The 15064-nt window shown below is 58.0% G+C and carries 11 protein-coding genes; 2 read left to right on the forward strand and 9 right to left on the reverse strand.

Going from position 1 to position 15064, the window contains the following annotated elements; translation table 11 throughout:
• The first annotated feature begins 205 nt into the window (after positions 1-205).
• Entirely contained in the window at positions 206-952 is a 747-nt protein-coding gene (locus JMF94_RS01310; protein WP_240823418.1) for a sulfite exporter TauE/SafE family protein, read from the forward strand.
• 24 nt (positions 953-976) lie between these two features.
• Here JMF94_RS01310 and JMF94_RS01315 read toward each other — a convergent pair whose 3' ends face one another.
• Both JMF94_RS01315 and JMF94_RS01320 read right to left on the reverse strand, forming a co-directional pair.
• Entirely contained in the window at positions 977-1654 is a 678-nt protein-coding gene (locus JMF94_RS01315) for a response regulator (RefSeq protein WP_240823419.1), read from the reverse strand.
• On the reverse strand, positions 1651-3285 hold the full coding sequence (locus tag JMF94_RS01320) for an ATP-binding protein (protein ID WP_240823420.1): 1635 nt from the start codon (positions 3283-3285) through the stop codon (positions 1651-1653). The genes JMF94_RS01315 and JMF94_RS01320 overlap by 4 nt, the downstream gene beginning before the upstream one ends.
• A 412-nt stretch (positions 3286-3697) precedes the next feature.
• Between JMF94_RS01320 and JMF94_RS01325 the strand changes: the two genes are divergently transcribed.
• Complete coding sequence (locus JMF94_RS01325; protein ID WP_240823421.1) at positions 3698-5212, forward strand: outer membrane homotrimeric porin; 1515 nt, start codon at positions 3698-3700, stop codon at positions 5210-5212.
• A 98-nt stretch (positions 5213-5310) separates the two neighbouring features.
• Here the strand turns inward: JMF94_RS01325 and JMF94_RS01330 are convergent, their stop codons facing one another.
• The 7 genes from JMF94_RS01330 to JMF94_RS01360 all read right to left on the reverse strand — a co-directional run bounded on the left by JMF94_RS01330 (position 5311) and on the right by JMF94_RS01360 (position 15050).
• The gene (locus JMF94_RS01330) at positions 5311-6552 is read right to left on the reverse strand and encodes an MFS transporter (protein ID WP_240823422.1); all 1242 of its coding nucleotides are present in this window, start codon (positions 6550-6552) and stop codon (positions 5311-5313) included.
• Positions 6553-6666: 114 nt separating this feature from the next.
• Entirely contained in the window at positions 6667-8256 is a 1590-nt protein-coding gene (locus JMF94_RS15115; RefSeq protein ID WP_240823423.1) for a methyl-accepting chemotaxis protein, read from the reverse strand.
• A gap of 542 nt (positions 8257-8798) precedes the next feature.
• A complete protein-coding gene (locus JMF94_RS01340) occupies positions 8799-9455 on the reverse strand; it encodes a molecular chaperone TorD family protein (RefSeq protein WP_240823424.1) in 657 nt (218 codons plus the stop codon).
• A gap of 46 nt (positions 9456-9501) precedes the next feature.
• Positions 9502-10365, reverse strand: coding sequence for a DmsC/YnfH family molybdoenzyme membrane anchor subunit (locus tag JMF94_RS01345; protein ID WP_240823425.1), 864 nt, complete (start codon positions 10363-10365; stop codon positions 9502-9504).
• 2 nt (positions 10366-10367) lie between these two features.
• Positions 10368-10988: a DMSO/selenate family reductase complex B subunit gene (locus JMF94_RS01350; protein ID WP_240823426.1), complete on the reverse strand. Its 621-nt coding sequence runs from the start codon at positions 10986-10988 to the stop codon at positions 10368-10370.
• An 11-nt stretch (positions 10989-10999) separates the two neighbouring features.
• The gene (locus JMF94_RS01355; RefSeq protein ID WP_240823427.1) at positions 11000-13426 is read right to left on the reverse strand and encodes a DMSO/selenate family reductase complex A subunit; all 2427 of its coding nucleotides are present in this window, start codon (positions 13424-13426) and stop codon (positions 11000-11002) included.
• A 187-nt stretch (positions 13427-13613) separates the two neighbouring features.
• On the reverse strand, positions 13614-15050 hold the full coding sequence (locus JMF94_RS01360) for a sigma-54 dependent transcriptional regulator (RefSeq protein WP_240823428.1): 1437 nt from the start codon (positions 15048-15050) through the stop codon (positions 13614-13616).
• Positions 15051-15064: the final 14 nt, after the last annotated feature.

Raw genomic sequence — 15064 nt, forward strand, 5'->3', positions numbered from 1 at the left:
ATGCCGGACCCCGTCACGCTCGCAGCTTGCGCCTCCCGGCCCAGAACGGCAGGGCGGCGCTTTTGCAGCGGACAGGCCGGACGGAATTTGCAGCCAACGTTTAGCCAGTCACTCTGCCGAAATGTTGCCGACATTGCGGGCGTGCGCCGGGCTAACCCTCGGCCCGGCGCACTGCCCATGCCTGCAGCAATCCAAAGGAGCCTTTATGCTTGTGGCGCTTGCGGTTTCGTCATTTCTGGTGGGCGCGCTTATTGGCGCAACAGGGGTGGGCGGCGTGCTGCTGATCCCAGCCATCATGTTTTTCGGCGGGCTTGGCACGCATGAGGCCATGGCAACGGCACTGTTCAGCTTTCTGTTTGCGGGCATTGTGGCAACGGTGAGCTATCAGCGCTACGGCACCATTGACTGGCGGGTTACCCTGCCAGTGGTGGCGGGCAGTTTTTTGTCGGGTTATGCGGGGGCGTATGTGGGGGCGTATGTTCCGGCGCGCGGACTCAACATTCTGCTGGCCTGTCTGATAATCTTTTCCAGCCTGTATTCCATGCTTCCTGCGCGCAAGGGCACGGGTATGGCACAGCGGCTCAGCCCAAGGGGCAATACGGCGCTGCTCTTTGGTATTGGCATTTTTACGGGTTTTTTGTGCGGCATGACGGGGGCTGGCGGGGGCATCATTTCCGTGCCGGTCATGCTGCTGTTCAGCTACGCGCCCTTGCAGTGCATTGCCACAAGCCAGGTTTTGCAGATGGTAATTTCTGTTTCCGGCTCTGCAAGCAACATGAGCAACGGCTTCATTTCCTATTCCACGGTCTGGTGGGTCACGGCCTGCGAGCTTGTGGGCATAGCCGTGGGGGCGCACATTGCCCACCGTGTGCCAGTGAGCCTGCTCAAGCGCATGGTCAGCGGGCTTTGCATGGCCATAGGACTGTTTATCGCATGGCGGGCGCTGGGTTAGGCCAACCGCCGGTACGTCTGCACTTCAGCCTTTCCAGTGATATCTGGTCACGGGCCTGCCGTGACCGCCGTAGTCTTTTTCACTGCCCAGGCGGTCTGCCGCCGCAAGGTAGTCGAAATATTTTTTCAGCGATATGCGCGAAATGCCCGTCAGCGGCTCAATATCCTTGAGGCTGAACGGGCCGGAACAGCCTTGCAGCACCTGTATGATGTTTTGCAGGGTGGTGGCGTCTATGCCCTTTGGAGTATCTGCCGGAGGCTGGCCAGATTTTTTAATAAAGATGCGCTTGTCCAGGATTTCTTGTGTGATGGGCACCTCGGGCGATGTGAGCAGCTGGCGCTTTTCACGCAGTTGCTCAAGGGCGGTGCGAAACCTCTCGACCGTGAAGGGTTTGACGATATAATCTGCAACGCCCATGCGCAGGGCATTGAGAATGTCGTCGCTGTTCTGCGCGGCGGTTATCATGATGACGTCTGTATTGAAAAAACTGGTCTTGATGATGCGCAGCAGTTCCATACCGGTCATGCCGGGCATGAACATGTCGAGCAGCACCAGATCAATCTCTCCGGCGCGCAGCAGTTCCAGCGCGGTCTCGCCGGAGCTGGCCCTGCCTTCAAGGCAAAAGCCCTCTATTCCCTCAAGATACATTGCCGCCAAATCTGCCACCATGGGGTCGTCTTCAACGATGAGCACGCGGATCATTCCTGTTCTCCTTGCGCCAGCGCAGCCACAGGAACACGCACGGTAAAGACCGTGCCGTGCCCCGGTTTTGCGTCGATTTCCACAGAACCGTCCATTTCTTCCAGCGTAAGCAGCAGCATGTAAAGCCCGATGCCCCTGTTTGACCCCTTGGTGGAAAAGCCCTTGGTGAAGATTTTTTCCAGGTGTTCATCGGAAATGCCGCGTCCGGTGTCGGACACGCTGATAACAAGTTCGTCAGACCCGCCCGCCTGGGTCGGGATATTTTCGATATTCAGGGTGATCCTTTTTTCTACAGCGTAGATGGTGGCTTCAAAGGCATTGTCAATGAGGTTGCCCACCACCGTGACCAAGGCGTGCGAACCCTTGGGCGAAAGCGGGGGGATAACGCCGCGTCCCTCAATCACAAGTGTTACGCCCATTTCATGAGCGCGGCTGTACTTGCTCTCCAGAAAGCCCGCAACAATGGGATCCTTGACCAAGGCGGCAATGGCGGAGGTTTCCAGTTTTTTGCTGCCGATGATCTGCTCAAGGTAGGCATCAAGTTCCGCGTGGCGGCCATTGCGCAACAGGCCGGAAATGACGTGCAGCTTGTTGAGGTATTCGTGCGAGCGCGAGCGCAGCGCCTCAACATAATTGCTGAGGCCAGTGAGGCGTTCGGCCTGGGCGCGCACGTCCGTCATGTCGCGAAAGGTCGCCACCGCGCCGATTATTTCCCCCTGCACCAAGATTGGCACACGGTTGGTCAGCACCACGCAGCGGTTGATATTCTGCTCTTGGTCATATTCCGGCCTGCCCTCCCTGACCACGGCATCAAGACGGGTGCCGGGGATGGCACTCTGCACGGGCTGGCCCTCCAACGGGCCGAAGACGCCCGCCGAACGCAGGATTTTTTCGGCCATTTCGTTAACAAGTACCAGGGTGCCGTCCCTGTTAACGGCTATAATGCCCTCGCGGGTGGTGCGCAGTATGGCGTTGCGTTCTTCAAGCAGCCGCGCGATCTGGTGCGGTTCCAGCCCGAAAAGAATTTTTTTTATGGTGCGCGAAAGCAGCACTGCCAGCACGATGCCAATAACCAGCGAGAGGGCCAGCAGCCAGCCCAGAGGCCCGGTCAGGCGCGCCACGCCCGCTTCGATATCACTGGACAAAATTCCTGCGGAAGCCGCGCCCAGCTGATTGCCCTGCGCGTCAAAAATGGGCCGGAACGCCCGTAGCGAAAATCCGAATGTGCCTCGCGCCGATGAAAGGTAGGACAGCCCTTCAAGGGCCTTGCCTTCATCGCCGCCCACGAAGTGCTGACCGATTTTTGCTGAGTCGGGGTGAAAAAGACGGATACCCTGCATATCTATCAGCACGATAAATTTCACGTCCGAGGCGCGGGTGAGCGTTTCAAGAAAGGCGGTCATCTGCCTGTACGCCTCGGGCTGGCGGGTGCGCATGGCCTCCACCACCAGCGGCGATTCCGCCGCAAGTTGCGCCACGCTCGAGACGGTGTTTTCCGCATCCTCATATCCGTACTTGCTGATAAAATAGGAGCCAGCCATGTGCCCGAGCAACATGGGCGGGCAGAGCGCAAGGCTGACCATGACCACAAGCTTGACGAACAGGCTGGAATTTCTGATGGCGTGCAGCATGGCAAACCGATGGGGGCGGTCATGCTGGCGGGCAGACCGGATTGTGGCGGCGGCCCGTGGCTGGGCTCCGCCTGTGAGTGTGCGGCACAGTTGCGGCAGGCGTGGGCTTGCCAGCCATGAGCTACCATATCAGGTGCGTTGTGGGGCCGCAAATGGCGGCAAGTGCGCAGAAATGGGTGTTTCCACCAGGTTTTGAGGTGCTGCCGCAGATAGCAATATTTTGCAAAATATCCCCAGAAACCCCACGGGCCTAGCACGCCAAGCCCACACGTTCCACGGCTTGGTAAAAAATAGTGTGGAAAAATATCACCTGCGGAGTTAGGAATGGCGACCCCCCTATGTGTGCAGATTTTGGAATGCTGTTGATTTGGTCATTGACTTACTGAACCAGGAAACGAAGATGGAGCCGGGGATGAAAAAAATTGCAGTGTTACTTTTGGTAGCCGGGATGTTGTGCGCAGTGCCCGGGGGAGCAAGCGCCATTGATTTTTCGGCCAAGGGCCGCTGGGCTTATAATTTCAGCTACGGCCAGCACGGCAATTTTACCGAGGGCGGGAACAAAACGGGCTACAGCACAGGTGAAGACGAATTTGAAGCCGCCCAGCAGGTTCGCCTGCAACTGGACGCCAAGGCTTCAGAGAATCTTTCCGGCACCGTGCATTTTGAACTGGGTGGCTACAACCGGGGCATGATGCAGTACTGGGGCGCCAGCAACAGCGGCGGTTCGCTGGGCGCGGACGGCAACTGGGTCAAGGTCAAGAATGCCTTTCTTGACTGGACTGTGCCGCAGACTGCCCTCAAGGTGCGCATGGGTATTCAGCCCATGCAGTTGCCCGACTACATCAACAACAGCCAGGTGCTGGCCGATGACGCGGCGGGCATCACCGCCTCCTACGCCGTTAACGAAAACGTGGGCGTCACGGCCTTCTGGGCGCGCCTCTTCAACGACAACACCACTGACGCAACCAACCGCAACCCCGGCTACATGGACAACATGGATGCCGTAGGCCTGACCCTGCCCCTGACGTTTGACGGCGTAAGCCTCACGCCCTGGGGCATGTATATGGGCATTGGCCCGGCCATCAACTACAACAACGTCAAAAATGAGCAGATCACCAGCTACGCGAGCGTAGCCTCTGCCGGTGGCCCCAAGGCTGGCCTGCTGCCCCTGTATGGCGGCTTTCACAAACGCAAGCTCAGCGAATACGGCAATGCCATGTGGGTGGGCCTGCCCGGTCAGGTGACATTGTTCGATCCATTCCGCGTGTCGTGGGATGTTGTTTACGGCTCCGTGCAGTATGACGATGCCGCCATGAACCGTGCTGGCTGGCTGGCCTCCCTGCTGCTCGAATACAAGCTGGACTGGAGTACCCCTGGCCTCTACGGCTGGTATACTTCAGGCGACGATGACAATCCGGGCAACGGCTCCGAGCGCATGCCCAACATCCACCCCAACAACCCCAACGATTTTTCGGAATTCGCCTTCCACGGCGACCCCATTGTGGGCCGCGACAGCATTGTGGGCAAATCCATGACCGGCACCTGGGGCATTGGCGCGCGGCTCAAGAATATGAGCTTTATCGACAACCTCAGCCACACCTTCCGCATCAATTATATGGGCGGCACCAACGACCCGGCGCTCCTGAAAAAAATCAGAAACGCCACCGGAAGCTGGATGGCCCCCAACGACGGCACTGTTCCCGGGCGCGAGGGCTTGTATCTGACCCGCAACGACACCCTTGTGGAATTTGGCCTGAGCACCAAGTACAAGATGTACGACAACTTCACCATCTATGTGGAAACCAACTATGACGCGCTCTTCCTTGACAAGAGCGCCTCTGTGTGGGGCAACAGCAAGATGAACGGCAAGAGCGACCGTAGCGCCGATGCCTGGAACACCGCCGTGACCTTTGTGTATCAGTTCTAGGCTGCGCACGGTCAGCCCCTGAAGCACCGCGAAAATAAAGCGCCCATGATTTCATGGGCGCTTTCGCTTTATCAGGACGTGCAGGCGGCAGCGGTTGCTTACTCGGCGGTGCGGCTCCAGCTCATAAGCAGAACAGGCACAATGCCCAGCGCGGCGACCGCAGCCATGAGCAGATAGACGGCCTCCATGCTCCAGAGGGAGGCAATGCCGCCAAAGAGTACGGGCGTCAGCATGTTGATTATGCCGCGTCCGAAGGAATTGAGCGAAAAAATGGCATCGTAGACGGTTGCGCCGCGTACCGGCTCCGTGATGATGGTCTGTATGACGGGCACTGTCCCCTTGGTTACTATGCCGATGGCCAGGGATATAATCACCGTCAGTATGAGATTGCTTGACTGGAGCAGGGCGCAAAGCAGCAGGGCAAGGATAATGCCTGCGATAACAAATATTTTTCGGGTGCCGAAAATATCTATCAGGCGTCCGCAGGCCATCTTTCCCACAAAGGAACCAAGGGTAAAGCCAAGAGCGAACGAGCCGATGGTTTTGGCGTCTATGCCTTTTGCCACCAGCAGCAATGGCAGAAAGGTGAAGATTCGGTCATTGCTGAAGGCATTGAGCATGCTGGCAAGCATGGCCAGAAAGACATCCCGGTTTTTCAGTATGCTGAACCCGGCAAAAGGATTGCGCCTCGGGCGCACGGGAGGATTGGCCTCAGCGCCGGGCGCTGGATCGAAAGCGGAATCGCCCGGTTGCGTGCTGCCGCCTGCCGCCGGGGATTTTTTTACGGCGGAGCAAAAGAGCGATAGGGCGGCGCACAGGGCCAGCACGCCATAGGCCAGGCAGACTGCCCGCCAGCCCGGCATGGTTCCCACAGAGTAGGCCGCCGCAAAGGCGGCAAAAGACACCAGCGGGATACGCCCCACATCGCCAATGGCGGTAAAGTCGCTCATGACCCGGCCAAGGCTTTGCCTTTCAGTATTGGCCGTGATGTAGGAAAAAGAAATATTATGAAAGGCGGCAAAGCCAGCCATTGCCAGCACAAAGCACGCACCGGCGGTCTTCATGCTGCCCGCAAAGGCCGCGCCCAGATAGCCAAGCCCGGCCATGCCTATGAGCAAGGTCACAGAACCGTAAAAGCCGAACCGCCGCGAGAACAGGCCCGTGCCAAGGCCCACGGCAGTGCTCAGGGCCGCGCCCAGCGACACCACAAGGCCCACGTCCGTTTCTCCACTGCCAAGGGCCAGAGCCATGAATGCCAGCACAACCGGAACGGAATCGAAAAGGCCGTCAATCAGGATGTGGTACAGATTCAGCATGATAAAGCGAGCGCGGGGTATCATGGGCAAGCTATACCGTTATGCCTGATACGCGTCCAGTTGCCCGGCATGGGCAGTGCGCAAAAAAGCTCCCCAAAGGCGGCCATTGGGGAGCTTGCGATCTTGTGCGGGGATTACTCAGGCTGTCTGGCTTTGCGCCTTCATGTCCTTTATGAGTTGATGCAATATCTGGGTCTGTTGCATGAGGTCGGATACCGCTGTGGAGGCCTGTTCCATTGCCTGCGCGGTTTCTGCGGAGATGGTGGCAATCTGCTCAACGGAACGGTTGATCTCCTCGCTGGTTGCGGACTGCTGCTCGCTGGCCGTGGCAATGGACTGTACCTGATCATTGACCTGATCCACAAAGCCGAGGATATTTTTCAGCGAGTCGCCAGAGTGGGCAGAAAGGGCGGCGGCGTTTTCAATGGCCTTGACCACGGTTTCCACGCTGGAAATATTTTTGCGTGTACCAGCCTGAATTTCGTTTACCGCGCGGCCCACATCCTGGGTTGCCGTCATGGTTTTTTCCGCCAGTTTGCGCACCTCGTCGGCCACCACGGCAAAGCCGCGACCCGCATCACCTGCGCGCGCAGCCTCAATGGCGGCATTGAGCGCAAGCAGGTTGGTCTGATCGGCTATGTCTGCAATGATGTTCATGACCTGCCCGATGCCGTCCGCCTGTTTGCCCAGTACCGCCATGTCTTCGCGGATGGCAAGGGAGTGGGCGCGCACGTCTTCAATGCCTTTAACCGCTTTGTCCACAATGGCGGCTCCGTCCTGAGCCTGCCCGCGCGTTTCGGTGGAGGCGCTGGCAGCCCGTTGGGAATTTCTGGCCACCTCAAGCACGGTGGCGTTCATTTCTTCCATGGCTGTGGCGGTTTCCCGCACTCGGCCTGATTGCTCGTCCGCGCCCCGGCTGGACTGCTCAACGCGCGCAGAAAGCTGCTCGGAGGCCGCAGTCACAACACCTGCCACGCTCTCAAGCCTGTGGATTGTTTCCACAAGCTTGTTGCGGTTCTCTTCCACTTTTTGTCTGGCTTCGTGCGCTTCTTCTGCGGCGCGGGTGGCCTTGGCGACCTCCTGCTCGGCAAGCTGGCTTTTTTCTTCCGCAAAAGAAATTTTGCGTTTCAGCTCCACAAGCATGGTGCTGAGGCTTGTTGCCAGCGTGCCAAAGTCGTCCTTTCTCTGCATGGTCATTTCTGAATCAAGCGCGCCGTCGCTGATGTTTTTTGCAAAACAGATGCACTCCCTGAGCGGCTTGATAATGCCCATGGCAATGGCCAGCGAGATCACCGTGATGAGCGCCAGACCGCAAATAAACATGGCGGTAAAGAAAATGCGCCCGGTTTCAACAACGCTGCGCCCTTCGTCCGAAACTTTTTTGGAATAGTCATCCAGCAGGACTGCAAGCTTGTCCACCACGGCCCGGTGCTTTTGATAGGCAGACGCAAGCTGGCTCAGGCAAATGCTTTCAGCTTCCGCCTTGTTGCCGCTCTGGAGCGCAGGCTTGAGCCTGGTTTCAAATATTTCAAAGATGGCTTTTCCGGTGGGATACAGTTCCTGATTGAGAATTTCCTTGATCTTGGGGTCAATAGCGCCGGAATGCCAGAGTTCATATTGCCGCTGGAATGCTTTTTTGTGCTGGGCAATGGATCCGTAAATTTTTTCAAGGCTGGCGGCATCTGTGGAGCTAACAGCTTGCAATGCATCAAGATATGTTTCAATCACATAGAGCGGTGGCGGCAAAATATCGGCAAGCAAATCCTTGCTGTTCTCTATGGATTGATATGTTGCGGAACCAATTGATGTTTTTGATATCGTGTATGTTGAAATGACAAAAAGGGCAGTCATCCCCAAAAATACAGAAGCTATAAGAATGGTGAACTTTCTGGCAACAGAGATATTTTTCAGCATTGCCGTTCCCTCGCAGTTATATCATAGAATGACAGATGTGATGCTTGGTTCTAAACGGACGCGCAGGGAAAAACAATAGGGAGAACAGGCCCTCGCTAGTATAACGGCACAAAAAAGTAACACCTGCTTGCTGGGCGCAAGGGCGTTGCCGCGTAACTGTCGGTGAACAGGAAGCCCATATGGGGAAGATTTATTGAACCGAGAGAGGAGTTGCCAGAATCGACCGGAAGTTGTGCCGGTCTGCGTTGCATGATTCGGCAAACCGCCGTTCCGGCGCTCGGGCGGAGCGCCGGGGGATTCCACATGCAATACCAAAGCTGCTTACAGTGCGGTCAGCGGAATGTATCGTGCAGGATTTACAGGGAGTGTGCAGAATCTGCTTGCAGCAATGCCCCTGTCTGAAACAGCGTATCATGGCAAAGCAGCGCAGCTCCGCCGTACAGTGGCGTCGTGGCTCGCGCGGCGGTTTCCAGCAAAAAATTTCCGGCCCAGCGTGCCAGATGACTGTTCAGAAAATTGCGTGCGACTTTTAGATGGCTCAACGCTTCCTCAGGGTTTTGCCTGTCTGCGGCCCCGGCGGCTTCGTTAAGTACACCGCCCAAAAAGGAAAGCTCCAGCCCTATGTGATCGTCCGGCTCATGCGCAGCACGTGGGCTCACAAGGCCATACTCAGCATAGGCGGCGCGCACGTCAAACATGGGGCCGTCAAAGAGCAGCTGGTCGCGGGTCGTCCACACAGATTCCCACAGGGGGATTGCCTGCGCCGGGTCTGCGTACAGGGCCGTGTAATCAGCGTTGAGTGTCGGCAAGGCCGCATCTGTGTAACTGCGAAAAAAGTCCGCAAGCAGGGCCAAACCGCTGACGCCCTCTGGAGTTTCCGGCTGCATGGGCCAGTTTTCAAACAGGCGCTCTCTGGCCAGCAGATCAAGCAACAAAGGGTCAGGGGCATGCAGAAAAATACGGCTGAAAAAATTGTATGCCAGGGCGCATGCGCCAAGAGTTTCTGTATTCATAGGTATGGAGTGGCCCGGAGGTTGCCCCCCGGGCCAATGTGAAATGTTACAGGCCGATGCGCAGGTAGCTTCCGTAAAACATGAGCCGGGACAGAACTTCGCCGGCGAGCACAAGGGCCAGCGCGCACAGGGTGGAGCCGATCAGCGGTCTGTCGTGCCCGGCAAAAACCGTGCGGCACGCGCTCCACGCAAACAGGGCGCCGCCAAAGAAGACCAGCAGGATGCAGATCACCAGTATGCCCACACCTGTTCCGGCGAGCATGTCCATACCGCTGGCGCCTGTGCTGCCGACCACGCCCAGGGTGAGCATGCTCAGAGGAATGCTCACAAACTTGAGAGCCAGGCCCGCAGTGGCGGCAAGGCTGCCCACGCCCATGAGCCTGCCGGAGTTTGCATCCCCCATGCCGCCCGCGTCTTTCTCAAGGCTGTAGACCATGCCGCTGACCACAGCGCCCGTGAGCAGCACGGTGCTGAAGAAGCCCAACACGGTAGAAACCGTGTTCCAGACCGGGATGGTTTCAAGCAGATAGACCTTGGACATGATGCCCACGGTCACAAGGCCCATACACACCGTGACCAGAGCCAGCGGAGCAATTGAGGCGTTGTTTCTGCGCAGTACGGACAGAACCAGCAGGAGGCCGCTGAAACAGCCCACAGAGGCTATTTCGCGGCTCAGCCACGAATGCCCGATGTTCAGCACGGTAAAGATGCTGTGCGAGGGCGTGCCCAGATGCGTGAGGGAAAGCAGCACGGCCACAAGCGACATTGCGCAGGCCACCGGGGTCTGCCAGCGCAGGCTTGCAGCCTTTACGCCAAAGCAAAGCCGCGCCGCCTCGGAAACCAGCACCATCCCCACAGCTGCCTGCACGAGGATGGTGAACATGACGAGACTCCATTCGCTGGACAGCATGGCTACACCTCCTCAGGGTTGCTGACTTTCCCGGCCTTGGAACCAGCCGGTTTGGCATTTTTGCCCAGTGTGATCACAAGATTCGGCTGGGTAATGCCGGGATCGGGCAAGGGCGCGATAACGTTGACCTCGCCGTATTTAGCAGCAAGCTCTTCATATTCGCCATAATCCAGCGCGCGGTTGGGGCAGGCCGCCACACAGGCCGGTGCCTTGCCTTCCTGCTGATAGTCGCGGCAAAAATCGCACTTGGTCATTTTGCCGAGTTTGGCATCGTACTGGGGGGCGGAGTAAGGGCAGCCCCATTCACAATATCTGCACCCCACGCACTTGGTGTGGTCTACCGAAACAATGCCGTCCTTGCCTTTGTGCATGGCCGTGGTGGGGCAGGAGCGCACGCAGATGGGGTTTTGGCAGTGGTTGCAGCCAATGGACAGATAATAACCGAAAATATTCTGGGTATAGGTGCCGTCAGGGCGCGCGGCCCATTCGCCGCCAACGTATTCCGTAACGCGCCGCCACAGCACACCCTCGGGCAGGTCATGCTTGTCCATGCAGGCGATCATGCAGGTCTTGCACCCGGTGCACCGTGAAGTGTCGATATGAAAGGCAGGTCTTTTGTACATGAAGCTTCTCCTTAGACCTTGACGACTTCAACAAGGTTGGTGTGCTGCGGGTTGCCCTTTGAAAGCGGACTGGGCCGCAAGGAAGTGAGCACGTTCACGCACCCGCCGTGATCCTGCCCTTTTGCATCCGGTTCATACCACGCGCCCTGCGGCAGGCTGAGCACACCGGGCATGATGCGCGGCGTGACCTTGACGGGAACAAACACCGTGCCCCGGTCGTTGAAGACCTTGGCCGTGTCGCCCGCCTTGAGGCCGCGTTTTTCGGCGTCCACCGGGTTGATCCACAATTCCTGCGGGGCCACCTTTTTCAGCCAGTCCACATTGCCGTAGGTGGAGTGGGTGCGTTGTTTGTAGTGGTGCCCGATGAGCTGGAGCGGGTACTTGCTCCTGAGCGGGTCGGAAACACCTTCCCATGTGGGCAGGTATTCGGGCAGGGCGGTGATGCGGTCCCCTTCGGGCAGTTCCCAGGTGTGGCCGATATCCCAGAGTTTCTTGCTGAAAATTTCCACCTTGCCCGTGGGGGTCTTGAGCGGATTGGCCTCGGGATTGTCGCGAAAGGCCTTGTACGGCACAACGGGCGGCTGGGGAGCCTTGCGCTTGAGCACGCCCATGCTGAAGGCTTCTTCTACCGTTGCGGGCAGTTCAGGGATTTTCTTGCGGGTGTCGTCATACAGCTTGCGCAGCCATGCATCGCGCGTACGCCCTTCGGTATATTTTTCCTGAACGCCGAAGCGCTCGGCAATGCCGGTGCAGATGTCGTAAATAGAACGCGATTCAAAGAACGGCTCCACGGCCTTTTGGGCAAAGATGACGTACTGGAGCTGGGATGAAGACCCCTGCGGGATGATGTCGTCTTCTTCAAGGTTAAAGGTGCCCGGCAGCAGATAGTCTGCAAACTTTGCGCTTGGCGTAAGAAAGTTGTCAATGACCACCAGTGTTTCCAGCAGGGATTCATCCTTGAGAATGCGGCTGGTCTCGTTGGCGTCGGAGTGCTGGTTGATGATGGCATTGCCCGCGTAGTTCCACATGAACTTGATGGGCACGTCCAGCTTGTCCGCGCCGCGTACGCCGTCCCGCAGGGCGGTCATTTCCGCGCCGCGCTTGATGGCTTCTGTCCACGAGAAAACGGAGATGGCCTTTTTGACCGGGTTGGTCAGGAAGGGGAAGACTGCAACGGGCAGGTTGGCGCTGCCTTCGCGCGCGCCCGTGCTGCCGCCTTGCAGGCCCATGTTGCCGGTGAGCATGGCCATCATGGTGATGGCCCGCGAGGTCTGCTCGCCATTGGCATGGCGCTGGGAAGCCCAGCCTTGACAGATGTAGCAGGGCTTTGCGCCGCCGATTTCGCGCGCGAGGCTGATGATTTTGTCTTCCGGAATCCCGGTAATGGCTGAAGCCCAGCGAGGCGTTTTGGGGGTTTTGTCCTCACCATGCCCGAGTATGTAGGCCTTATAGGAATTACCTGCGGGGATGCCCTCCGGCAGGGAATCCTCGTCATAGCCCACGGTGCAGCGCTTCAGAAAATCAGTGTCCACCATATTTTCCGTAATCAGCACATGGGCCATGCCGCTCACAAGGGCGGCGTCCGTGCCAGGGCGGATGGGAATCCATTCATCGGCAACGGCGGCGGTATCGGTGTAGCGGGGGTCAATAACCACAATGCGGGCGTTGCCCTTCTGCTTTGCCTGCATGAGATCGTAGGTCATGCCGCCGCCGCTCATGCGCGTTTCTACGGGATTGTTGCCAAAAAAGACCGCAAGCTTGGTATTGGCAATGTCGCTCAGCGCATTGTTGCCCAGATATTCGCCGTACATGAAGGGCATGGCCTGGCTGATCTGGGAGGTGCTGTACGTGCCGTACATGTTCAGATAACCGCCAAGGCAGTTCATCAGGCGCGCCAGCGGGGTGTTGCCCGTGGGCCATGAAATGGAGAGCGTGGCGCCGAGGTTGCCCGTGCCGTAGTTGATGTAGACGGCGTCGTTGCCGTAGTCGGCAATGGTCTTTTTCAGACGGGCAGAAATTTCGTCCAGCGCCTGCTCCCACGAAATGCGCTCAAATTTGCCTTCGCCGCGAGCGCCAACGCGCTTCATGGGGTATTTGAGCCGGTCGGGAGCGTACAGGCGGTGCCGCATGGAGCGGCCACGCAGACAGGCGCGGATTTCGTGCAGGCCGTATTCGCTGTCGCCCTTTGTGTCCGAATCAATGCGTGTAACCACGCCGTCGGCGACATGGGCGCGCAACAGGCAGCGGCTGCCGCAGTTGACGTTGCACGAGGTCCAGATGGTCTTTCCATCCTTGGCGGGCGCGCTCACAGCGTAGTTGAGGCCGTAGAACAGCCCGCCGCCTGCGGCCAGTCCGCCCAGAGCGGCAACCCACTTGAGAACGCAGCGCCGTGTGATTTCTCCGCCAGGCGCAGTTTCGGGGGGATTTTTTTTGCTCATATCTACTCTCAAGGTCTTATTGTGAAATTTGTAACCAATCAGTACATATGAGCGGGCTTAACAATTTATGTGCCAAATAAAATATCGTTTAACATCAGTATGTTGAAATTTACTGTCACGCTTTTTACAAAAAAGGTGGACAGAACGCCTACGCATAGTCCAGATTTTTCCATTTTTGGTGGAAAATTTAGTCTTTTTCCAACCCGTAGTGTTTGAGCTGTGCGTACAGCCTGCTCTTGCCAAGGCCCGAGATTTCACAGGCCCTCCTGATATCCCAGGCCGAGGTTTCCATCAGTTGTGAAAAATATTCCCGCTCGGCCACGGCCAGCACCTGCTGGCGAAAGTCTTTGTACGACCCCACAGCGGACGGGGCCGCGCCCAGGTTCCCGCTGGCGGAGAGCACTGGGTGTGGCGCTGCAGGGCCGTTATGTTCGCCATTAAGCTCGATGGAATGCTTGAGAATGCGAATGCGTACGCCTTCCGGCAGGTTGTGGACGCACAGTTCCGGCAGGTCAAAGGCCCCTGTAAAGGCGCTTTCAATCACATTGTCCAGTTCGCGCACATTTCCCGGCCAGTCGTAGGATTCCAGCGTTTCCAGAAAGCCCGTGCTGAGCCTCTTTTCCGGAACGCCATACTGCCGGGCCATGCGTCGCACCATGCTTTCCACTAATTCCGGAAAATCCTCCTTCCGCTCGCGCAGGGGCGGCAAATGGAGGGTGGTGGCCCCCAGTCGATAGAGCAGATCACGGCGGAAATCGCCGTCCTCGACCATTTGCTCCAGATTGCGGTTGGTGGCGGCCACCAGCCGAAAATCGCTTTCCACCTCAATACTGCCGCCCACAGGGCGGTAGCGCCGCTCTTGAAGCACGCGCAGCAGCTTTTTTTGCAGTTCCAGCGGCAGTTCTCCGATTTCATCCAGAAAAAGAGTGCCGTTGTTGGCCCCAAGCACCAGACCGTCGCTGGCTCTGTCCGCCCCGGTAAAGGCTCCCTTAACATGACCGAACAGGGTGCTCTCCAACAGAGTCGCGGGGATCGAGGCGCAGTCTACCACCACAAAGGGTCCGGATTTACGCCTGCTGTTGCGGTGCAGGGCCTTGGCGAACAGTTCCTTGCCCGTCCCCGTCTCGCCGTGGATAAGCACGCTGCCGTCGCCTCTGGCAGCGGAGGCCAGATGTTCCAGGGCGCGCTCCAGCGCCGGGCTGTGGCCGATGATGCCAGCGCGGGAGAGGAGCAGCGGCGGAGCGCTGCATTCCCTGAGCGAGTCACGGTATTTCAGCACGCGTTGCAGCGGCAGCAATATCTTTTTGGGAGAAAGCGGTTTTTGCAGGTAATCCCACGCGCCATTGCGTATGGCAAGCTCCGCGCCGTCCGGGTCGCCCAACCCTGTGAGCATGATGACCTCGGGCGGGGGCGTGCCCTGGCGCAGGTCTGGCAGAATGACCAGCCCGTTGGTGTCGGGCAGGCGCACATCCAGAAATATGATGTCATATTCCGTTGCCTGAGCCATGCGTTTGCCGTCGGCCCCGGTGAGCGCAAAGTCAGCCGAGTGTCCGATAGTGCGCACCAGTTCCACCAGTGCGTCGCAGGTCAGTTTGTCGTCATCTATCACCAGCATGCGGGCCATGCGTTCCTCCGTAG

The organism is Desulfovibrio sp. UIB00, from assembly GCF_022508225.1.
Lineage (GTDB): Bacteria > Desulfobacterota > Desulfovibrionia > Desulfovibrionales > Desulfovibrionaceae > Desulfovibrio.